At 68.1% G+C, this 20673-nt stretch carries 16 protein-coding genes and 1 pseudogene; 7 read left to right on the plus strand and 10 right to left on the minus strand.

Annotated features, from left to right (window positions below):
- Window positions 1–161 precede the first annotated feature (161 nt).
- Window positions 162–1739 carry a phospholipase D family protein gene (locus AC3WON_RS14890; RefSeq protein WP_492318555.1) on the plus strand — a complete coding sequence of 526 codons (1578 nt, stop codon included), beginning with the start codon at window positions 162–164 and terminating at the stop codon, window positions 1737–1739.
- Window positions 1740–1764: 25 nt separating this feature from the next.
- Here the strand turns inward: AC3WON_RS14890 and AC3WON_RS14895 are convergent, their stop codons facing one another.
- Together AC3WON_RS14895 and AC3WON_RS14900 are read right to left on the minus strand one after the other, a co-directional pair.
- On the minus strand, window positions 1765–2028 hold the full coding sequence (locus AC3WON_RS14895) for a hypothetical protein (RefSeq protein ID WP_010812450.1): 264 nt from the start codon (window positions 2026–2028) through the stop codon (window positions 1765–1767).
- Window positions 2029–2148: 120 nt separating this feature from the next.
- A complete protein-coding gene (locus AC3WON_RS14900) occupies window positions 2149–3408 on the minus strand; it encodes a M20/M25/M40 family metallo-hydrolase (RefSeq protein ID WP_340528487.1) in 1260 nt (419 codons plus the stop codon).
- A 187-nt stretch (window positions 3409–3595) separates the two neighbouring features.
- Here AC3WON_RS14900 and AC3WON_RS14905 point away from each other — a divergent pair, with 187 nt between their 5' ends.
- Window positions 3596–4678: a GlxA family transcriptional regulator gene (locus AC3WON_RS14905; protein ID WP_492352115.1), complete on the plus strand. Its 1083-nt coding sequence runs from the start codon at window positions 3596–3598 to the stop codon at window positions 4676–4678.
- 18 nt (window positions 4679–4696) lie between these two features.
- Here the strand turns inward: AC3WON_RS14905 and AC3WON_RS14910 are convergent, their stop codons facing one another.
- Both AC3WON_RS14910 and AC3WON_RS14915 read right to left on the minus strand, forming a co-directional pair.
- Window positions 4697–5428, minus strand: a complete 732-nt coding sequence (locus tag AC3WON_RS14910; protein WP_035822196.1) for a BON domain-containing protein — start codon at window positions 5426–5428, stop codon at window positions 4697–4699.
- Window positions 5429–5576: 148 nt separating this feature from the next.
- Window positions 5577–7229: an AMP-binding protein gene (locus AC3WON_RS14915; RefSeq protein ID WP_492352116.1), complete on the minus strand. Its 1653-nt coding sequence runs from the start codon at window positions 7227–7229 to the stop codon at window positions 5577–5579.
- Window positions 7230–7469: 240 nt separating this feature from the next.
- Between AC3WON_RS14915 and AC3WON_RS14920 the strand changes: the two genes are divergently transcribed.
- Window positions 7470–8144, plus strand: coding sequence for an SOS response-associated peptidase (locus AC3WON_RS14920; RefSeq protein ID WP_492318559.1), 675 nt, complete (start codon window positions 7470–7472; stop codon window positions 8142–8144).
- A 51-nt stretch (window positions 8145–8195) separates the two neighbouring features.
- Here AC3WON_RS14920 and AC3WON_RS14925 read toward each other — a convergent pair.
- A pseudogene (locus AC3WON_RS14925) lies at window positions 8196–10402 on the minus strand (TonB-dependent siderophore receptor).
- Window positions 10403–10673: 271 nt separating this feature from the next.
- On the opposite strand from AC3WON_RS14925, the gene AC3WON_RS14930 reads away from it, so the two are divergent.
- On the plus strand, window positions 10674–11000 hold the full coding sequence (locus AC3WON_RS14930) for a BrnA antitoxin family protein (protein ID WP_035822186.1): 327 nt from the start codon (window positions 10674–10676) through the stop codon (window positions 10998–11000).
- Between the two features lie 57 nt (window positions 11001–11057).
- Here the strand turns inward: AC3WON_RS14930 and AC3WON_RS14935 are convergent, their stop codons facing one another.
- From AC3WON_RS14935 to AC3WON_RS14945, 3 genes are all read right to left on the minus strand, one after another.
- A complete protein-coding gene (locus AC3WON_RS14935) occupies window positions 11058–11606 on the minus strand; it encodes a TetR/AcrR family transcriptional regulator (RefSeq protein WP_492318562.1) in 549 nt (182 codons plus the stop codon).
- Between the two features lie 107 nt (window positions 11607–11713).
- Window positions 11714–13105: a dihydrolipoyl dehydrogenase gene (locus AC3WON_RS14940; RefSeq protein ID WP_492352117.1), complete on the minus strand. Its 1392-nt coding sequence runs from the start codon at window positions 13103–13105 to the stop codon at window positions 11714–11716.
- 141 nt (window positions 13106–13246) lie between these two features.
- Window positions 13247–13978, minus strand: coding sequence for a glutathione peroxidase (locus AC3WON_RS14945; protein ID WP_492352118.1), 732 nt, complete (start codon window positions 13976–13978; stop codon window positions 13247–13249).
- Between the two features lie 305 nt (window positions 13979–14283).
- Between AC3WON_RS14945 and AC3WON_RS14950 the strand changes: the two genes are divergently transcribed.
- Window positions 14284–16002 carry a dipeptidase gene (locus tag AC3WON_RS14950; RefSeq protein ID WP_492352119.1) on the plus strand — a complete coding sequence of 573 codons (1719 nt, stop codon included), beginning with the start codon at window positions 14284–14286 and terminating at the stop codon, window positions 16000–16002.
- A gap of 102 nt (window positions 16003–16104) precedes the next feature.
- Here the strand turns inward: AC3WON_RS14950 and AC3WON_RS14955 are convergent, their stop codons facing one another.
- A complete protein-coding gene (locus tag AC3WON_RS14955; RefSeq protein ID WP_492318566.1) occupies window positions 16105–16584 on the minus strand; it encodes a nuclear transport factor 2 family protein in 480 nt (159 codons plus the stop codon).
- Window positions 16585–16818: 234 nt separating this feature from the next.
- On the opposite strand from AC3WON_RS14955, the gene AC3WON_RS14960 reads away from it, so the two are divergent.
- Window positions 16819–17595: a 2OG-Fe(II) oxygenase gene (locus tag AC3WON_RS14960; protein WP_492352123.1), complete on the plus strand. Its 777-nt coding sequence runs from the start codon at window positions 16819–16821 to the stop codon at window positions 17593–17595.
- Window positions 17596–17603: 8 nt separating this feature from the next.
- Window positions 17604–18674 carry a bifunctional DNA-binding transcriptional regulator/O6-methylguanine-DNA methyltransferase Ada gene (gene ada / locus AC3WON_RS14965; protein WP_492352120.1) on the plus strand — a complete coding sequence of 357 codons (1071 nt, stop codon included), beginning with the start codon at window positions 17604–17606 and terminating at the stop codon, window positions 18672–18674.
- Window positions 18675–18685: 11 nt separating this feature from the next.
- On the opposite strand, the gene AC3WON_RS14970 is transcribed toward ada, so the two are convergent.
- A complete protein-coding gene (locus AC3WON_RS14970; RefSeq protein ID WP_492352121.1) occupies window positions 18686–20422 on the minus strand; it encodes an FAD-dependent oxidoreductase in 1737 nt (578 codons plus the stop codon).
- Window positions 20423–20673: the final 251 nt, after the last annotated feature.

A 20673-nucleotide genomic window follows, 5' to 3' on the forward strand; every position in this document is an offset into this window, starting at 1 on the left:
GTCTGTATATCGTCCCTGGCCTGGGCGATGCGCCGGAGCCCCGTGGCGCGCCAACACTTCCCGCTCCCGGTGCGTAATTAAGCCCGCGGCCCGCGCGGCATGGCAACATGGCGGCATTGCCGTAACGATCGGCCCCCGCGAGGGGTCCGACAGGACCCGCCATGCCATCGCCGACAGACGCCGCGTTCGCCCCCCACCGCCGCCTGCGCGCCAATTCGCTGCTGCTGTGCTGCGCCGCCCTGCTCGGCGGCTGCGCCTTGCCGCCGCTGGATCACCGCACCGAATCCTTTGCGCTGACGCCCGCCGAATCCCAGGCCACGCCGCTGGGCCAGGCGGTGGCCGGCGAAGTGGCGGGCCATCCGGGCCTGAGCGGCATCCATCCGCTCGAGAATGCCTACGCCGCCTTTGCCGCGCGCGTGCATCTGGCGCGCACCGCGCAGCGCACGCTCGACGTCCAGTACTACATCTGGCGCGACGACCTGACCGGCACCCTGCTGCTGGAAACGTTGCATGAAGCCGCCGACCGCGGCGTGCGCGTGCGCCTGCTGCTTGACGACAACGGCATCGCCGGCATGGACGAATGGCTGGCGGCCATGGACGCGCATCCGCAGGTCGAGGTGCGGCTCTTCAACCCGTTCGTGATCCGCCACCCCAAGGCGCTCAATTTCCTGACTGATTTCCGGCGCCTGAACCGGCGCATGCACAACAAGTCCTTCACCGCCGACGGCGTCGCCACCATCATCGGCGGGCGCAATGTCGGCGACGAATACTTCGGCGCCACCGATGGCGTGCTGTTTGCCGACCTCGACGTGATCGCCATCGGGCCCGCGGCCGGCGACGTGGCGCACGATTTCGACCGCTACTGGTCGAGTGCGTCGGCCTATCCGGTGGACCGGCTGGTGCCGCCGGTCAGTGTCGAACGGCTGCAGGCGCTGGCCAGCAAGGCCCGTGCAGTCGAGCAGACCCCCGCTGCCGCAGCCTACCTGGCCGCGGTGCGCGACCTGCCTGACGTGCAGCGGATGCTGGACGGCACGCTGCGGTTCCAGTGGGCGAAAACGCGCATGGTCAGCGACAACCCGGCCAAGGCGCTCGGCGAGGCATCGCGCAACACCCTGGTGGCGCACCAGCTGCGTGAAATCCTGGGCGACCCGCAGCGCGAGCTTGACCTGGTCTCGCCCTACTTTGTGCCATCGACGGGCGGCACGTCCTATTTCGCCGACATGGCCAGGCGCGGCGTGGCGGTGCGCGTGCTGACCAATGCGCTGGAAGCCACCGACGTGGCCGCCGTGCATTCGGGCTATGCCAAGCGGCGCAAGGCGCTGCTGGAAGCCGGCGTGGACCTGTATGAGCTGCGCCGCTCGGCCGCGCCCGGCAAGAAGGAAGAGCGCGCCGGCCCCTTTGGCAGCTCGGGCTCCAGCCTGCATGCCAAGACCTTTGCCGTCGACGGCACCCGGGTCTTCGTGGGCTCGTTCAATTTCGACCCGCGCTCGGCCACGATCAACACCGAACTGGGCTTCGTCATCGACAGCCCGGATCTGGCTGGCCGGATCGAATCCACCTTCGCCAGCGTGGTGCCGCGCGCGGCCTACCAGGTCAAGCTCGATGAAACCGGCAAGCTGTACTGGCTGGAACGGCGCGACGACGAAGTCATCCGCCACGACACCGAGCCGAACACCAGCTGGTGGCGCCGGCTTGGCATCTGGTTCCTGTCGATCCTGCCGATCGAGTCGATGCTGTAGAACGGGTTCCCGGGAGCACGGCCCCTCAGATCTGGTCGAGCAGGCTGCGCACCACATCGGCCAGCCGGCCGGCGCGCTGGCGCCCCTTGGTGTCCAGCGCCATGCCGCTGCCGCCGGCCAGCGCCTTCAGGCCAAACAAGGCATCGCCCACGTCGCGCCAGGCCGGGTAATCGGCGTGGATTTTTTCCAGCGCGGCGGCGCCCGCGGCCACCTGCGCGGGTGCGGGGGTGCGGCCGGCGGCCAGGTCTTCCAGTGCCGTGGCCGCGTCCAGCAAGCCTTTGCGGTTCATCTCTGTCTCCCCCTGCAAGGTCTCTTTTGTCATGGCCGCCGCATGCGGGCAGCCATGACACTGTAGCAGCTTGCCGGGAGGGGCAACCAGGCGCCGGCAACGCAGGCCTGGCGCGCCGGCTCAGTTGCGCCCGATATCCTGCAGGATGCGGGTCATCAGGTACAGGCGCGGCACGATCGAGTCCAGTTCGATGTACTCGTCGCGGGCGTGATAGCCGAAGCCGGCCAGCCCGAAGCTTTCCACCACCGCGGGCTTGCCCGAGCGCGCGGCATAGCTGGCGTCAGTGGCGCCGCCAGTGCCTTCGGCCAGGGCCAGCGTGCGGCCGTCCAGCTCGGCGTAGATCTCCTGCGCGCGCTTGGCCAGCGCGCGGCCGCGCGCGTCGGCCACGAACGGCGGGCGGCCCTCTTCCATCGTCACCGTGGTCTGCGTCTCCGGCACCAACTGGCTGGACTTGACCTTGTCCTGCAGCGCCACCTTCAGCTTCTCCGCGGCGCCGGCCGCGGTGGTGCGCACATCGCCGTAGGCGACGGCGCTTTCCGGGATCTGGTTGCGCACCGTGCCGGCCTGGGCCTGGGTCCAGTTCAGCTGCGAGCCCGGCACCTGGCTGGCGGTGTCGCGCGTCTGCTGCAACTGGTGGGCAAGTTCGATCAGCGCATTGCGGCCGCGCTCCGGCGCGGCGCCGGCGTGGGATGCGCGGCCCTTGACCTGCATGGTGGCGGTGGCGGTGCCGGAGGCGCCCAGCAGCAGCGACTCGGCCTTGACCACGTCCTTGGCCGCGGTGGGCTCGCACGACAGCACCACGTCGTGCTGCGCGGCCAGCGCGGCAATGGCTTCGCCGGAGCCGACCGAGCCGACCTCCTCGTCCGGGTTGAACAGCACCGTGATCTGCGCGTAGTCGCGCCAGCCCTGGTTCTTCAGGATCTCCAGCGAATGGAGGATCACGGCGATGCCGCCCTTGTCGTCGGCAATGCCCGGCCCGTAGAGCCGGTTGCCTTCCTCGCGGATGGGCTGCGTGGCCAGGGTGTTGTCCGGGTACACCGTGTCCATGTGGGCGATCAGCATGATGCGGCGCTTGCCGGTACCGGTGAAGGTGGCCTTGACCATGGTGCCCGGACCCTTGGTGACGGGCATGCGTTCCACCTTCGCGCCCAGCGCCTGCAGGCGCTTCTCGGTATAGCCGGCCATCTGCGCCAGCCCCTTCGCGTTGGCGCTGCCGGATTCGATCGACACCATCTCCTTGAGCGACTGCACCAGCGCGGGCTGGGCCGCCTGCGCGGCGGACAGCAGCGCGGCATCGGGCTGGGCGGCACTGGCCAGGGTGCCGGCCCCGGCAAGCGTCAGGGCGGCGGCAACGGCAACGTGGCGAACGGAAAACGGCATGGAATCTCCTCGGATTGGTCTTGTTGGTGCCATGCCTCGGCGCACAGGCAGCGCCGCGGCACAACTGCACGATGCTAGCCCTTGCCAGAACCTTAGGGGAGGATCAATATCGCCAATCCGGATGCCGATCCCGCCACGGCATCCTGCCCCCCACGCTTCGCTCATGCACCCGACCACGCCCCCTGGCATGCCAGCCGCAATCACGCCGCCTTCACAGAACATCCCGCTGCATGTCCGCCTGCTATGGTTGCCGCAAGCCATGCCGGGCAGCCTGTTCACCGCGCTCGACGTGCTCCGCACCGTGGCCGGCGTCGCCAGCCTGCAGCGGCCCGACGCCGCGCCCACGCTGAGCTGGCAGCTGTGCGGCAGCAACGGGCGCACGCTGGCGGCAGACCTGCCGGGGCTGGTGGCCTCCACCCGGCGCACCCGCGCCGCGGACAGCCGCACGCTGCTGGTGATCCCCGCCCTGCTGGCCAGCAACGCGCTGCAGCTGGGCGAGATCGTGCAGCGCGATGCCGCGGCGCTGCGCCTGGTTGAGCGCCATGCGCAGGCCGGCGGCTGGATCGCCGCGTGTTCGTCGGGGATGGTCTTGCCGCTGCAGCTGGGGCTGCTCGACGGCGCCAGGACCGGCGCGCCCTGGATGTTCCAGAGCTGGATGATGCGCCAGTATCCGCATTGCGACCTGGGCAGCGACCAGGCCATGAGCGTGCACCAGCGTGTGTTCTCGTGCGTGGCGCCGGCGCTGCAGGTGGAATTCATGCTGCGCGTGCTGGGCCACCTGCACGACCCGGACCTGGCACAGGCGGCGTCGCGGCTGATGCTGTTCCAGCCCGAGCGCCAGCGCAGCGTGCCGGCACTGGTGTCGCAACGCTGGCTCAGCCGCACCGCCGACAGCCCGGTGTATCGCGCCATCCAATGGCTGCAGGACCATGTGTCCGAGCCCTACAAGCTGGCCGCGGTGGCCCAGGCGGCCGCGGTCAGCGAACGCACGCTGCTGCGGCATTTCCGCCAGGTTACCGGGCTGAGCCCGCTGGACTACCTGCACACCCTGCGCGTGGAGCGCGCGCGCATGCTGCTGGAAGTCACGCTGCACGGCACGCAGGGCATTGCGGAAGCCTGCGGCTACAGCGACGCCGCCGCGTTCCGGCGGCTGTTCCAGCGCACCACCGGCATGTCGATGTCAGACTATCGCGCCCGCTTTGCGCTGCGGGCGCGGCGGCGCTACTGGCGCATGGAAGATGTCGCGGTACGGCGCGGCACCGGGGAGTGACCGCGCCCAGGGCAGCGCTCAGGTGCGCAAGGCGATGTGGTTGACCACGTTCTCAACGCCCTGCACGTACCATGCGTCGCGCTCGGCCTGGCGCCGCGTGTCCTCGCTGGCGACGCAGCCTTCCAGCGTCACCACGCGGTTCTCGGTGCGCGCGCTGACCTGGCCGGCATCGATGAAGGGATCGGTCTCCAGCACCAGCATCAGTGCCTCGGTGATTTCATCGTCGCGGTCGGCTTCGGCGGGCGCTACCACCAGTTCATTGACCACGCAGCGGCAACCGCGCGACCACCAGGCCAGCACCCCTGCCAGGCGCATGTGCGACAGGCTGATCACCTGCCCCCACAGCGTGACCACGCCGTCGTGCACTTCCACTTCAATCCAGCCGCTGCGTTCGCCCACGGCTTCGCGCATGGCCTCGGGCTTGCCCTTGACGCGCGCGCAGATCTTGCAATTGCGGAAATCGATGGCATTGAGCAGGCGCTCGCACACCGCGTCGCGCAGTTCGCCGTCGCCTACCTGCATGCCGCCATTGGCCACGCGCAGGTGATCAATCACGCTGGTTACACCGTCCACGCGCCGTACCGTCGCCGCGGCCCTGGTCTTGTCGACGATATCGGCCACCTCGCCTTCCAGGATCAGCGCGCCGTCGGAAAGCCGCAACTGGATGGTGGGATGGAGGACATGACCCTGATAAGGCACATGCGCCAAGGCTGCGCGCGCCTGCGTCAGCACCGCTTCGCTACTCTGCATTTTGTTCGCCTCGCCCGATTGGTCTGGAGATGGAAGACGCGCGCCCCTGCCTGCAGGCGCGCCTGGCGCGGCACCGCAGGCTCCTTCACCCCCGGGGCCCGGCAACCGCTTCCTCATTATAGGAAGCGGTCCGGGAACGGCTCAGGCCTCAGGCAGCGGCCGCCTCGCGCGCGCGGGCCACTTCCTGGTTGCGCAGGATAAAGCGCTGGACCTTGCCGCTGGGGGTCTTGGGCAGTTCGGCGACGAACTCGATTTCGCGCGGGTAGGCATGGGCGGCCAGGCGCTTGCGCACGTGCTGGCGCAGCGCCTCGGCCAGTTCCGGCGCGGCGCGATATTGCGGGTCCAGCACGACAAAGGCCTTGATCAGCTCGGTGCGCTCCGGATCGGGCTTGCCGATCACCGCGGCCTCGACCACGGCCGGGTGTTCGATCAGCGCGCTTTCCACGTCGAACGGGCCCACGCGGTAGCCAGAGGTGGTGATGACGTCGTCGGCCCGGCCGATGAAGCTGATGCTGCCGTCGTCATTCAGCTCGGCGGAATCGCCGGTCAGGTAGTAGCTGCCGGCAAACCCGCTGGTGGGCGTGCCGTGATAGCCGCCGAACCAGCACATCGGCGAGCGCTTCAGGTCCAGCGCCAGCGTGCCCGGCTGGCCCGGCGGCAGTTCGCGCTGCTCATCGTCCACCACCACCACGCGATGCCCGGGGCTGGCAAAGCCGGCCGCGCCCATGCGCACCGGATGCGCGAGCGCATGGTGGTTGCACAGCACCATGCCCAGCTCGGTCTGGCCGTAGTGGTCGTGGATGGTCACGCCCAGCTCGCTGGCGAACCAGCGGATCACTTCCGGGTTGAGCGGCTCGCCCGCGCTGCTGACCGCGCGCAGCCGCCCGCGCAGCGGGCCTGACACAGCCTCGCCCGCGGCGATCAGCAGCCGGTATGCCGTGGGCGAGCCGGCCAGGTTGGTGATGCCGTACTTGCGGATCACACGGCATGTGCTCTCCACGGTAAACGGGCCATCGTAGAAGGTGGTGGGATGGCCCAGTGCCAGCGGGCCCGTGACCGCGTAATACAGGCCGTAGGCCCAGCCCGGATCGGCCAGGTTCCAGAAAGCATCTTCCGCGCGCAGGTCGACCGCGTCGCGCATATAGCCGGCAAACGCGGCAATGGCCTTGAGCGGCACCAGCAGCGGCTTGGCCGGGCCGGTGGTGCCGGAGGTGAACATCATCAGGAAGGGGTCGTCGCCCCGGCGCGGCACCGGCTCGAACGACGCCGGCTGGTGTTCCAGTTCGGCCCAGAAGCTGAAGTCGCCGCGCACCAGGCCGCGGCCCTTGTCGCCGGCCACGGTGACGATGGCGGGACAGCCATCCACGTCATCCAGCTTGGGGCGGTTGGCGCCATCGGTGACCACAACCTTCGCGCCGGACGCATTGAGCCGGTGCTCGATGGCCTTGGGGCCGAAGGCCGTGAACAGCGGCTGGTACACCGCGCCGGCGCGCCAGGTGCCGAGAATCGTCACCAGCAGTTCCGCATTGCGCGGCAGCAGGCCCGCCACGCGGTCGCCCGGCTGCACGCCCTGCGCCTTCAGGAAGCCGGCAAACTGCGCGGACAGTGCCTGCAGCTCGGTAAAGGTCCAGCTGCGCGAATTGCCGTCGCGCCCTTCCCAGAACAGCGCGATACGGCCCGGCAGCGCGTGGCGGTCGCAGCATTCGACGCACGCGTTCATTGCCTCCAGGCTGCCGTGCAGTTGCCGTGCCACGGCGTCGTCATAGGAAAATCCGTCGAAGGCTTGGGCGTAGTCGCGCATGGTGTCTCCTGTATTCCGGCTGGTGCCTTTTGGTAGGTGGCCGCTGCGCGCGGGGTGCCGGCGCGCAACGGCTGCCGCAAGAGTGTGCGCGAGCGCCACGGGAGCAGGCAATAACCGATTCCGCCAGCGCGGCTGACGGTTTTTGCCATCCCTGCCGTGAACCCTGACGCACCTCCTGGCACCCTTGACGCGGCACCGCCCGGCGCCGACGATACGGGCATCACCGCCAGGAGACAGCGCATGTGCACCAACTACGCCCCGGTCCAGAGCCGGATCCTGCGCGAAATCTTCGGCGTGGAACCGCCGCCGGGGCTGTACAAGGCTGAAACCTATCCGGACTACGCGGCGCCGATCGTGCGCGCCGCGGACGATGGCACGCGCAGTGGCGCACTGGCCTCGTTCGGCATGGTGCCGCGCCCGCGCATCCCCCCCGGCGCACGGCGCTTTGACACCACCAATGCCCGCAGCGAGACCGTGGGCGAACGCCCCGCCTTTGCGCGCTACTGGCGCCAGGGCCAGCTGTGCCTGGTGCCGGCCACGGCGTTCTATGAGTTTGCGTATCCCGAAGATGCAGCGCCCGGCGGCCCGCCCGGCAAGCCGGTGCGCTGGCGCGTCTGGCTCCCCGGCGAGCCGGCCTTCGGCATTGCGGGCCTGTGGCGCAGCTGGCCGGACCAGTCGCTGTCCTTCACCATGCTGACCATCAACTCGGCCCAGCACCCGGTGATGCAGCGCTTCCACAAGCCGGGCGAGGAAAAGCGGTCAGTGGTGATCGTGCCGCGTGAACAGTGGGACGACTGGCTCGCCTGCCGCGCTCCCGAGGTCGCGCGCACCTTCCTGAAGCTCTTGCCCGCAGACGCCATGCGGGCCGAACCGGCGCCCAAAGTGCAGGGAGCGCCAATCCCCGACTCGGAGTAAGCGCGCCGCTATCGCCGCCCCGGCCGCAGGCGCGCCTCCATGCAAGCCGGCTCAGAAGCGGTAGGTAACGCTGCCCACCACCGTGCGGCGCGCGCCGAAGTAGCAGTCACCGCGCGCCAGGCAGGTGGTCAGGAATTGCTTGTCGAACAGGTTGTTGGCATTCAGCGAGACGCGCAGCGGGCCGTGGTCATAGGCGATCATCGCGTCGTAGAGCGTGACGCCGCCCACCCGGTTCTGGTCGGCACCGTCATAGCTGGGGCCGACATAACGCATCCCGCCGCCGGCGACAAAGCCCGGCACGCCAAACAGCTTGAAGCGATAGTTGGCCCACAGCGACGCCATGTTCGACGGCGTGCTCGCCAGCTTCTTGCCCACCTCGGCCGGCGTGCCGTCGATCACGCGCGCATCCAGGTAGGTATAGGTTGCGATCAGGTCCAGCCGGCTGGACAACGAGGCCAGTGCCTCCACCTCGATACCGCGCGTACGTGCCTCGCCCACCTGGACCGAATCGGGAATACCGTTGACCACGCCGGCGGTCTTGCGGTTCTTCTCGCGCATATCGAATGCGGCAATGGTCAGCGTGGCGTTCTTGCCCGGCGGCTGGTACTTGATCCCTGCCTCCCACTGCGAACCGCGCAGCGGCTTGAAAGCCTGGTTGGCCTTGTTGAAGCCGGCCAGCCCCTGGAACGACTCGGAATAGCTGACGTATGGGTTGAGGCCGATGTCCGAGCGGTACATCAGGCCGGCACGCCTGGTCAGCTCGCTGTCGTCGCGGCTGGCCGAGGGCGTGTTGTCCTGCGCGGCGCGCGACCAGTCATAGCGCAGCCCCAGCATCAGCAGCCACTTGTTCCACGACAGCTGGTCCTGCACGTACAGGCCGGTCTGCGCCTGCGTGGCGGGATTCAGGTCGCGCGTGCCCGGCAGGGTGAAATTGCCGTAGACCGGGTTGAACACATTGAGCGGCGCGGCCGTGCCCCCACCCCGGCGCGCCCCGTGATCTCTGAGTGCTGGTAGTCGACGCCGGTCAGCAGCGTGTGCTGGACCGGGCCGGTGCGGAAGTTGGTCTGCGCCTGGGTATCGACCGCGAACGAGTTCAGCGTGGGCTGGTTCAGGTAGACCGTGCGGCGCATCAGCGTATCGCTGCCCGGCACCCAGCCGTGGCCGGCGCCGTTGAAGCCGGCCGCGTAGATGCTGCGGTAGTCCACCGTGCTGTGCGAATAGCGCAGGTTCTGCCGCACCGTCACGGTGTCGTTGAACTTGTGCTGGAACTCATAGCCCACCGACGCCTGCTCGGCGTTGTAGCGGTCGAAGCCGGGCTCGCTGATAAACAGGTGATCGGGGATCTGGCCGGCCGGGTTGGCATGCAGCGTGCCCCGCCAGGGGAAGAAGCCGACCGAGGTCCCGCTTTCATCGCGCTGGAAGTTGGCCAGCAGCGTGAGCGAGGTGTCCTGGCTCGGGCGCCACGTCAGCGAAGGCGCGATCAGGTAGCGGTTGTCCTTGACGTAGTCCACCTGCGTGTCGCTGTCGCGCGCCAGCGCCACCAGCCGGTACAGCCACTTGCCGTCCGCATCGAGCGGGCCGGTCAGGTCGGCCTGCACCTGCTTGCGGTTGTAGTTGCCGAACTGCACCCCGATCTCGCGCGCCGCTTCAGGCTGCGGGCGTTTGCTGACCAGGTTCAGGATGCCGCCGACCGCGCCCTGCCCGAACAGCATCGACGACGGCCCGCGCAGCACGTCGATGCGCTCCAGCGCGTAGACGTCGGGCCGCACGTTGTTGTAGAAGCCGACCTGGTTCAGCAGGCCGTCGCGGTACTGCGTGAACTCGGTGCCCCGGAACCGGCCCCAGTCGCCGCGGGCGTCGTTGCCGAACGGCCCGGCGTAGACGCCGGCGCTGTAGCCGATGGCCTGCTGCACGCTCTGCGCGCCCTGCGCCTCCATCCGGTCGCGTGTGATGACGGTGATCGACTGGGGCGTCTCCATCACCGGGGTGTCGGTCTTGGTGGCAGTGGCGCTGCGTTTTGCCACAAAGCCATGGACCGGGCCGGAGGCGGTTTCGTCATCGCTGCTGGCGCGGACCGTCACGGCCGGCAGTTCAGCCGCAGCACCGGCCGTTGCCGGCGCAGGCACTTCGCCGGATTGGGCAAACACGCCGCCGGCCTGCAGGCTCAATACAAGGGTGGTCAGCGAAAGGCCGCGCGGGGTGACAATCGCGGGGTAGGCAAAGCGCGGCTTTGCCTGCTTGGTCGGGTGGAAATACATCACTCAGGGATCGGAAGGTAGCTACCCCGCAGGCGCTGCGTGGCAAGTGGAAAAACTCTGATTACGAATGCGAATAATTCGTAATTACAAAGAATTGTAGCCTGAATGTGTCAGAAGCGAGACATTTTCTATGGGAGCCTCGGGCTAGCCGCTCCAGAGTGATATGGCTTTTGGCATTCCGACGGTGCCAAATTCATTTTTATTGCTGTAGCATAAATACAGCCGGCTACGATTTTGGCGCGAGACTATGAACAGGAAACCTGACCTCACCATGCCGACGCCCGCGGAGGACGCCGCAATTGCGCGCGGCATTGCCGGAGACCCCGATGCGGTGTCATTGCCGACGGAACAAATCAAGCGGCTGCGCCCGGCGCGCGAGGTACTTGAGCAGGTCGTGGGAAAAGAAAATGCCGATGCGCTGGTGAAACGCCGTGGCAGGCCGGCCAAGCCGGCTGGCGAGCGCAAGGTCAACCAGACCTTGCGGATCGATCCCGATGTACTGGACGCCTACAAGGCAACCGGTAGCGGCTGGCAAACGCTGATGAACGACGCACTGCGCGATTACGCCAAATCGCACCGGATGCTGCCTCGGCGCTAAGCCAGACGAAGAAGGCGTTGGGCAGTTCTCAGCCTCAGTGGCCAGCCCCCACGCCAATCAGCCGGCCTGCAGCCGGCCCAGCAACCGCCGCCCCGCCTCGATCACCGCCGCATCCGGCTGCATCTGGTAGCGCACGATCATGCCTTCGATGCACAGCATCGCTTCCTCGGCCACCGCTTGCGGCTGATCCAGGCCCAGGCGCATGGCGATGTCGGCGACGAATGCGGCCAGCTCGGCCTTGTGCGCCGCGGCCTGTTCCGCCGCGCGCGCGTCGCCGCCCGCCTCGGCCACCACGTTGATAAAGGCGCAGCCACGGAAGTCGCGGCCGAACCAGTCCGCCAGCGCGTCGGCAATCACGTCCAGGTGCGGGCGCGCGGCCAGCCGGGCTTCCACGTCCTGCCGGAACCACGTCATCCACTCGTCATGGCGGCGCGCCAGGAACGCCGAAATCAGCTCGTTCTTGGAGGCGAAATGGCGGTAGAGCGACATCTTGGCGACGCCGGATTCGGCAATGATCTTGTCGATGCCGGTGGCGCGGTAGCCCTCCTGGTAGAACAGGCGGGCAGCGGTGTCGAGGATGCGGTCGCGGGCGGAAGGCGTGGCCATGGTGGCGGCGTAATCGGTAATGGGAGCGGCCGGACAGCGCCCTGCGGCGCCCGGCCTCTATAGGTTGATACTATGACAGACAGACCTGTCTAGCAAACCTGGCCCGCTCAGGCCTCGAGCTTTGCCTCCGCATCACGCAGCGCCGTACGCAGGCCCTCTTCCACCACCGGGTGGTAGAACGGCATGCCCAGCATCTGCCCGATGGTCAGGCCCTGCTGGTACGACCACGCCAGCAGGTGGGCGATGTTCTCGGCACGCGGGCCGGTCCATTCCGCGCCCAGGAAGCGGCCCGTGGCCTTGTCGGCATAGACATGCATCAGGCCCCGGTTCTTCAGCATCACGCGGCTGCGGCCCTGGTCCTCGAAGCTGACCTCGCCGGTCACGAACGTCCCTTCGGCCAGGTCGGCGTAACGCTGGCCGACCATCGCGATCTGCGGGTCCGTGAACACCACCGCGATCGGCGCGCGCCGGGCCAGCGGCTTCACTTGCGGATAGCTCGCGGCGTTCTCGCCCGCGGCCTTGCCCTCGTCCGCGGCCTCATGCAGCAGCGGCAGGATGTTGTTGGCGTCGCCGGCAATGAACACCGGCGCATTGCCGCACTGAAGCGTGCGCGTATCGAACAGCGGCACGCCGCGCGCATCCAGCGCCAGGCCGGCATGCTCCAGGCCCAGGCCGCGCACATTGGGCACGCGGCCGGTGGCAACCAGCGCATAGTCGAAGCGCTCGGTCACGCTGCGGCCTTCGCGGTCCAGGTAGGTCACCACCACCTGGTCGCCGTCGCGGGCCATGTCGGTCACCTTGGCGTCCGGATCGAGATAGAACTCGCCGTTGAAAGTCTTCGCCGCGTAGGCGCGGATCACGGGATCAGTCAGCGGCCCGAGCGAGCCGCTGACGCCGAACACGCGCACCCGCACGCCCAGGCGCGACAAGGCCTGGCCCAATTCCAGCCCGATCACGCCGGGGCCGAACACCACCACGCTGGCGGGCAGGTCTTCCCACGCAAACACATCGTCATTGACGATCAGGCGGTCGCCGAACACCTGGAACGGCGTCGGCAGCATCGGCGTGGAGCCGGTGGCGATGACCACGCGGCTGGCACGCACGGTGGTGTGCCCATCCACTTCCAGCGTGGTGTTGTCGATAAAGCGGGCATAGCCGCGAATGCGGTCGGCTTCGGGGATGTTCTCCACGCCACGCACCACGAAGCCGACAAAGCGGTCGCGCTCGCTGCGCACGCGGGCCATCACCTCGCGGCCGTCGATGCGGACCTGGCCATCCACGTGCACGCCGAACGGCGCGGTGTGGCGCAGTTCGTGCGCGGCTTCGGCGGCAGCGATCAGCAGCTTGGAGGGCATGCAGCCCACCCGGGCGCAGGTGGTGCCGTACGGCCCGCCTTCGATGATCACGGCGCGCTTGCCCGCGGCAATCGCGGCACGATAGGCGGCAAGGCCGGCGGTGCCTGCGCCGATCACGGCGACGTCGGTCTGGATGGTGGTCATGGCGGTCAATTCCTTTGTCTTGATGGTGTCAAACTGGTGTCAATCAGCGGGATGGATGGGGCCGCCATGCCGCCGGGCAAGGCGACCCCATCGGGTCCGGCGACTGCCGGTCCCCGGGTGGGGGATGAAGGGGGAATCCGCTTACTTGCCCAGGTACTGCTGCAGCGCCTCGGCGCCGCCGATGAGCTTGCCGTTGATAAAGACCTGCGGTGCGGTCATCTCGCCCGACACGGCGCCCAGCACCTTGCCGCGCACCTTGTTGTCCAGCGGCACGTCGATATAGTCGAAGCCGTTGTCGTGCAGCAGTTGCTTGGCCTTGGCGCAGAACGAGCAGCCGACCTTGGAGAACACCACCACCTGGTCCGGCTTGCGCGCGTCCGGCGCGATGTGGGCCAGCATGGTGTCGGCGTCGGACACCTTGAACGGGTCGCCCGGCTCTTGCGGCTCGATGAACATCTTCTGCACCACGCCGTCCTTGACCAGCATCGCATAGCGCCAGCTGCGCTTGCCGAAGCCCAGGTCGGCCTTGTCCACCAGCATGCCCATGCCTTCGGTGAATTCACCGTTGCCGTCGGGGATCATGGTGATGTTCTCGGACTCCTGGTCCTTGGCCCATTCGTTCATCACGAAGGTGTCGTTGACGGACACGCACAGGATGTCGTCCACGCCGTGCTTCGCGAACACCGGCGCCAGCTCGTTGTAGCGCGGCAGGTGGGTCGACGAGCAGGTCGGCGTGAAGGCGCCCGGCAGCGAGAACACGACCACGGTCCTGCCGTTGAACAGCTCGCCGGTGGTGACGGTCTTCCACTCGTTGTCTTCACGCATGCGGAAAGCGACATTGGGAACGCGTTGGCCTTCACGGGATTGCAGCATCAGTTCACTCCTTGGTCCGGATCGGGTTGGTTTCGGCTGCGGGTTGCAGCGAAGGCCCCATTCTGTCGACCGGGATGTGATTTGTACAATTCATCGTTTTAACCACGGCGATTGTCTCACGCTATTGATACTGCATAGCCATTCCCTATTGCGCCGGCCATTGCACCTCATCCGCGCGCACGCAAAAGCATATTTTTTCCAGCAAGTACCGGCGAGTGCCCTATCATGCGGCATCCACTCAGACTCCCGTTTTGTCCGCAATGACCCGATATTGCCGCCTGCCGTCTCTCTGCCGATGGGCCCCGATGCTCGCGCTGTCGCTGATGCTGGCGCACCCCACGCAGGCGCAAACCCTGAAGAAGCCGGCCCTGGATGCGCTGGTCTCCGGCACCCGAACGGCGGCCCAGGCCGACCTGCAGGCATTCATGGCCGCCGCCGCCAGGGCCGAGCCTTCCGTCGCGCCGGCCGTGGCGGCGTGGCAGGCCCGGTCGCCGCTGGCCGGCGACAACCTGGTCAATATCGGCCGCCTGCTGGGCGTCTACAACCGCGTCCGCAACGAGGCCGCGGTGATCGACGCCATCGGCAGGATGGTGGCGCTGCGTACCGTGCGCGACGAGAAAATCCCGCAGCACGAGAGCCCCGCCATCATCGAGTTCGGCAAGATGATCGAGGCCATGGCGCGCGACTTCGGGCTGGCCTACCGCAATGTCGACAACCGGGTCTTCGAGGTCACGCTGCCCGGCGGCGGCAAGGATACCTTCGGCATCCTGACCCACGCCGACGTGGTGCCCGCGGTGGCCGAGGAATGGGTGCTGGAGGACGGCACCAAGCTGGATCCGTTCCGCATGACGCGCGTGGGCGACACGCTGTACGGGCGCGGCACCATCGACGACAAGGGCTCGATCGCCGCGGTCATGTATGCCATGAAGACCGTCAAGGAAAGCGGCGTGCCGCTCGAGCGCACCATCCGCCTGATGATCGAGACCACCGAGGAAACCGGCGGCGACGGCATGAAATACTACCGCCAGCACACCACCCTGCCCGAGTACAACGTCGTGCTCGACAGCAAATACCCCGCGGTGGTGGCGGAAAAAGGCGCGGGCACGCTGACCGTTTCCTTCGGCATCAAATCGGCGGACGACAAGAGCGCGCAAGGCAAGTCCGACCAGAAGGGACCAGCCATCGTTGCCATGCGCGGCGCGGCCTCGGCCAATGCCATCCCCGAGACCGCCACCGCGCGCATTGCCGGTGGCGATGCTGCCGCCGTGGCTGCCACGCTGGAACAGGCACGCGCTGAATTCCTGCGCCGCCACACCCCGCGCGGCAAGTTCTCCATCGACGTGAAGCGCGCCGGCAACGACGTGGAAGTGAAAGTCACCGGCGCCTCGGCGCACGGATCGCGCCCTGAGGAAGGGGTCAACCCGCTGCCGCGGCTGGCGCTGTTCCTGCAGGCCAGCGGCGTGCAATTTGCCGAGAACCACTACCTGAACGCGGTCCGCTACCTGAACGACCTGTACGGGCTGGATTACCTTGGCACCAGGATGGAGGTGGCCTACCGCGACCCGTTCATGGGCCCGCTGACCATGTCGCCCACGCTGGTGCGCGAGCGCGGCGAATATGTCGACGTGGTCACCAACGTGCGCATGCCACGCGGCCGCACGCCGGACGAGCTGGGCGGCAAGATCACCAAGCGCATCTTCGGCTGGGCCGCCACCCATGGCCCGGTCGAGATCAAGTACGACCAGGGCAACTGGATGGCGCGCGATCCCAAGGGCGCGTGGCTGTCCACGCTGCTGAATATCTTTGGCGATACCACCGGGCTGGAAGCCAAGCCGGTTTCCACCGCCGGCAGCACCACCGCCAAGCTGATGCCCAATGCCATCAACTTCGGGCCGGCCATGCCGGGCAAGAAATACACCGCGCACAACGCGCGCGAGTACAAGGAAGTGGCCGACCTGAACCTGGATATGCAGATGTTCACCGAGATGCTGGTGCGGATCGGGAACCTGGACAAGATGCAGTAAGGCGTTCCCTCATCGCTTGTGTGCTCCCCTCCCGCGCGCGGGAGAGGGGAGCAGCCTCAAGCAGTTCGAGCGTCAGCGTTCAAACTGATACCCGAACAACCGTCACAACCCCAGTTCACTCAACCCCGCATGCTCATCCGGCCGCCGGCCCAGGGTCCAGTGGAACTTGCGGTCCGCCGCCTTGATCGGCGCATCGTTGATGCAGGCAAAGCGCCTGCGCATCAGCCCCGCCTCATCGAACTCCCAGTTCTCATTGCCGTATGACCGGTACCAGTTGCCGGAATCGTCGTGCCATTCATAGGCAAAGCGCACGGCGATGCGGTTGCCGTCGTGCGCCCATAGCTCCTTGATCAGCCGGTAATCCAACTCCTTCTGCCACTTGCGCTGCAGGAAGGCGACGATGTCGGCGCGGCCATTGACGAATTCCGCTCGGTTGCGCCAGGCGCTGTCGACGGTATAGGCCAGCGCCACGCGCTCGGGGTCGCGGCTGTTCCAGCCATCCTCGGCGGCACGGACCTTGGCGATGGCGGATTCAAGGGTGAATGGGGGCAACGGCGGACGGATTTCGGCTTGTGCGGACATGCGGAGGCTCCTTGGCGGAAACAGGGTGAATCAGGTAGGAAGAACAGCCTGCTCGATATGATACAGACCTGTCTCATTATTGGTAGACAGATCTGTCTTGTCAAGGCAGATACCGGGCAGAATTCAAAAGCAAGACCCGGAGTGCGAGGCGCACGCGGGCGGCCTAAAGTTGGCACCATGCAAGCAAGAGACAGGAGACCCGCGGTGAGCATCAGCCAGATACAACGCCCCGAAATGGCCGTGGCAGGGCCGCGCCGGCCAATACCGCCAGCGCGCGGCACGGCGCGGGGGCATGGGCACGAAGCCGATATCGCCACCCGCGTCGATGGCACCGACTGGGCGGCCATTGCACGCGAGCTCGACGACTATGGCTGCGCCGCGATCCGCGGGCTGCTGTCGGCAGCCGAATGCGACGCGCTTGCCGCCGGCTATGCGCAGGACGCGTTGTACCGCTCTCGCATCGAGATGCGCCAGCACGGCTTTGGCCAGGGCGAGTACAAGTACTTCCGCTACCCGCTGCCCGACACCGTGGCCGCATTGCGCACGGCGCTGTATCCGCACCTGGTGCCGGTGGCCAACCGCTGGAACGCCGCCATGGGCATCGATGTCCGTTATCCCGCCGCGCACGCCGACTATCTTGCCCGCTGCCACGACGCCGGCCAGTTGCGCCCGACGCCCCTGCTGCTGCGCTACGGCCCCGGCGACTACAACTGCCTGCACCAGGACCTGTATGGCGAGCACGTATTCCCGCTGCAGGTCGCCATCCTGCTGTCCGAGCCGGGCCGCGACTTTACCGGCGGCGAGTTCGTGATGACCGAGCAGCGGCCGCGCATGCAGTCGCGAGCCGAGGTGGTGACGCTGCACCAGGGCGATGCCGTGGTCTTTGCCGTCAGCCAGCGCCCGGTGCAGGGCAGCCGCGGCAGCTACCGCGTGAACCTGCGGCATGGCGTCAGCCGGCTGCACGCGGGCCAGCGCTACACGCTGGGCATCATCTTCCACGACGCCACGTGAGGTATCCCATGGCCCGTCCCACACAGCAACCGGAAGCCAGCACCATCGAACGCGACCCGCGCTGGGCCCGCGTGCTGGCGCGCGATCCGGGCGCCGACGGTGCCTTTGTCTATGCGGTCAAGACCACCGGCGTGTACTGCCTGCCGAGCAGCCCGTCGCGCCTGCCGCATCCGGCCAATGTCGAGTTCTTCGATAACGCCGCCGCGGCCGAAGCCGCCGGCTACCGGCCCAGCCGCCGTGCCGCCGCGCCTGCGCTGGCGGCCCGGCACGCGGCCATCGTGGCCGACGCCTGCCGCCGCATCGAGGCCGCCGACACCCTGCCCACGCTGCCCGAACTGGCCAGTGCGGCGGGCGTCAGCCCCTATCATTTCCACCGCCTGTTCAAGGCTGCCACCGGCCTGACACCGCGCGCCTACGCCGCCGCGCACCGCGCCAGGAAGCTGCGCGGGCAACTCGGCACCAGCGACTCAGTGACGGAGGCGATCTACGACGCCGGCTTCGGCTCCAACAGCCGCTTCTACGAGACCTCGGACGCAGTGCTGGGCATGACCCCGTCGCGCTACCGCGCGGGCGGGGCCGACACCGATATCCGCTTTGCCATCGGCCAGTGCTCGCTGGGCGCGATCCTGGTGGCCCAGAGCGAGCGCGGTGTCTGCGCGATCCTGCTGGGCGAGGATCCGCAGACGCTGCTGCAGGACCTGCAGGACCAGTTCCCGCGCGCCAACCTGATCGGCGGCGATGCGCAGTTCGAGCAACTGGTGGCCCAAGTGGTGGGCTTTATCGAGGCACCTTCGATCGGCCTGGCGCTGCCGCTGGACGTGCGCGGCACCGCGTTCCAGCAGCGTGTATGGCAGGCCCTGCAAGAGATCCCCGCGGGCAGCACCGCCAGCTATGCCGAGATTGCCGCGCGCATCGGCGCGCCGCGTGCGGTGCGCGCGGTGGCACAGGCCTGCGCCGCCAACCACCTGGCGGTGGCCATTCCCTGCCATCGCGTGGTGCGCAGCGACGGCAACCTGTCGGGCTACCGCTGGGGCGTGGCGCGCAAGCGCGAACTGCTGGAGCGCGAGGCGCAGGCCTGAGTGGCCCGCGCTCAGCGCGCCACGGCTGCCTGCACCCGAGCCAGGTAGTCGTGGATCTGCGCCACCACGGCCGCGCCCTCACCCACCGCCGCGGCGACCCGCTTGGTCGAGCCCGCCCGCACGTCGCCGATGGCGAACACGCCCGGCACGCTGGTCTGCAGCGGATACGGCACCGCCGACGCGCAGCCCAGCTCGCCGCCGCCGGTGCGCACGAAGCCCTTGTCATCGACCTCGACGTTGCAGGTGCGCAGCCACGACGCATTGGGATCGGCGCCGATGAACAGGAACAGGTGCCGCACGTCCATCGTGACCGGGGCCGGGCTTTCCGCGCGGCATTCGTAGCGCACCGAGCTGAGCCATCCTTCCCCCGCCAGCGCGCTGATCTGCGCGTGCGTGTGCAGCGTGATATTGGGCAGCGAACCGATGCGGTCGATCAGGTAGCGCGACATGGTGGCGGCCAGCCCCGGCCCGCGCACCAGCATATGCACGTGCGCCGCGTGCGAGGCCAGGTAGACCGCTGCCTGCCCGGCCGAATTGCCGCCGCCCACCAGCATTGCCGGCTCGTTCTTGCACAGCTTGGCCTCCACCGGCGAAGCCCAGTAGTACACGCCACGCCCTTCAAAGTGCTCCAGCGCGGCGATGTCCGGGCGCCGGTACTGCGCGCCGGTGGCAATCACCACGGTGTGGGTCGGGATCATGCGGCCATCGGCCAGCTCCAGCCGGATCGGGTCCGCGCCGCAATGCAATGCCTTGACCTCCAGCGGGATGGCGATATGCGCGCCGAACTTCAGCGCCTGCACGAACGCGCGCCCGGCAAGCGCCTGCCCGGAGATGCCGGTGGGAAAGCCAAGATAGTTCTCGATGCGCGCACTCGCGCCCGCCTGCCCGCCCGGCGAGCGGCAATCGATCACCGCCACCGACAAGCCTTCGGAAGCGGCATACACGGCCGTGGCCAGCCCTGCCGGCCCGGCACCGACCACCACCACGTCATAGACATGGGCCGGATCGAACTCCGGCAACAGCCCCAGGCACGAAGCCAGCTGCCCTTCGTCCGGCGCGCGCAGCACGCGGCCGTCGGCGCAGATCACCAGCGGGAAGTCGCTGGCGGGCGCGTTGGCGTAGTCGAGCAGCAATGAGCAGTCGCGTTCCGCGTCGATGTCGATGACCGTATGCGGGTAGCCGTTGCGCCGCAGGAAGGCCTGCAGTGCCACCAGCTGCGGTTCTGTGCCATGGCCGACCAGCACCGGCCCGCTGCCGAATTCGATCAGCCCCACGCGGCGCAGGATCAGCGCGCGCATGATGCGCTCGCCCAGTTCGGCCTCGGCCACCAGCAGGGCGCGCAACCGCTCTGGCGTGATCACATAGCCCTGGGTATCGGTCACGGCCACGCCGTCGACCAGCGCCGGGCGGCCGCTGAGCGTGCCGACCTCGGCCAGGAAGTGGCCGGCGCCCTGCTCGGTGATCTGGTGCTCGCGGCCCAGGCCGTCGCGCCGCATCAGGCGCACGCGGCCGCTGCCGATCAGGTACATGCCCCGGCCCGTATCGCCGATGGCAAAGAGCTTCTCGCCCGCGCTCCAGCTCTGCGGCGTGCCAAAGCGGCGCACGCGCGCCATGTCTTCGGCGCCGAGCTGCGGGAACATCTGGTGCCAGCGTGACTCCAGCGTGGAATACGGCGCCTCCAGGGCGCCGCCGGCCTCCGCGCCGGTGTCCTCATCCGGGGCCATTGCCTCCGATTGCGAAATCGCCATGCTCCCTCCCCGTCTGGACCCGCGCCTGCCCCGGCGCATCTTCCCGGTTGCCGCCGCGCGGCCTATCGATAGTAGACGGCGGCGCGCAGAATGCGAGAATCGCACGGCGCAGTTGCGGATTGCGCCGGCTTGGGATTGAATGAGCGCCTCGGCGTGTCGGCATTCGCCGTCACCTTCAGCAAAAAACCAGTCTTGATGCAATCCAACCATGATTCCGACGCCAGCCAGGCTGGCGACCGCCCCCCCCCCCC

The sequence above is a fragment of the Cupriavidus sp. FW305-46 genome, from assembly GCF_058787075.1.

Excerpts from the sequence above, each read along its gene's own strand:
- AC3WON_RS14970 (WP_492352121.1), bottom strand. The coding sequence starts at position 20,422 with ATGGCGATTTCGCAATCGGAGGCAATGGCCCCGGATGAGGACACCGGC.
- AC3WON_RS14945 (WP_492352118.1), bottom strand. The coding sequence starts at position 13,978 with ATGCTGCAATCCCGTGAAGGCCAACGCGTTCCCAATGTCGCTTTCCGC.
- AC3WON_RS14905 (WP_492352115.1), top strand. The coding sequence starts at position 3,596 with ATGCCAGCCGCAATCACGCCGCCTTCACAGAACATCCCGCTGCATGTC.
- AC3WON_RS14960 (WP_492352123.1), top strand. The coding sequence starts at position 16,819 with ATGGCCGTGGCAGGGCCGCGCCGGCCAATACCGCCAGCGCGCGGCACG.
- AC3WON_RS14900 (WP_340528487.1), bottom strand. The coding sequence starts at position 3,408 with ATGCCGTTTTCCGTTCGCCACGTTGCCGTTGCCGCCGCCCTGACGCTT.
- AC3WON_RS14915 (WP_492352116.1), bottom strand. The coding sequence starts at position 7,229 with ATGCGCGACTACGCCCAAGCCTTCGACGGATTTTCCTATGACGACGCC.
- AC3WON_RS14935 (WP_492318562.1), bottom strand. The coding sequence starts at position 11,606 with ATGGCCACGCCTTCCGCCCGCGACCGCATCCTCGACACCGCTGCCCGC.
- AC3WON_RS14910 (WP_035822196.1), bottom strand. The coding sequence starts at position 5,428 with ATGCAGAGTAGCGAAGCGGTGCTGACGCAGGCGCGCGCAGCCTTGGCG.
- AC3WON_RS14940 (WP_492352117.1), bottom strand. The coding sequence starts at position 13,105 with ATGACCACCATCCAGACCGACGTCGCCGTGATCGGCGCAGGCACCGCC.
- AC3WON_RS14950 (WP_492352119.1), top strand. The coding sequence starts at position 14,284 with ATGCTCGCGCTGTCGCTGATGCTGGCGCACCCCACGCAGGCGCAAACC.
- AC3WON_RS14920 (WP_492318559.1), top strand. The coding sequence starts at position 7,470 with ATGTGCACCAACTACGCCCCGGTCCAGAGCCGGATCCTGCGCGAAATC.
- AC3WON_RS14895 (WP_010812450.1), bottom strand. The coding sequence starts at position 2,028 with ATGAACCGCAAAGGCTTGCTGGACGCGGCCACGGCACTGGAAGACCTG.
- AC3WON_RS14930 (WP_035822186.1), top strand. The coding sequence starts at position 10,674 with ATGCCGACGCCCGCGGAGGACGCCGCAATTGCGCGCGGCATTGCCGGA.
- ada (WP_492352120.1), top strand. The coding sequence starts at position 17,604 with ATGGCCCGTCCCACACAGCAACCGGAAGCCAGCACCATCGAACGCGAC.
- AC3WON_RS14890 (WP_492318555.1), top strand. The coding sequence starts at position 162 with ATGCCATCGCCGACAGACGCCGCGTTCGCCCCCCACCGCCGCCTGCGC.
- AC3WON_RS14955 (WP_492318566.1), bottom strand. The coding sequence starts at position 16,584 with ATGTCCGCACAAGCCGAAATCCGTCCGCCGTTGCCCCCATTCACCCTT.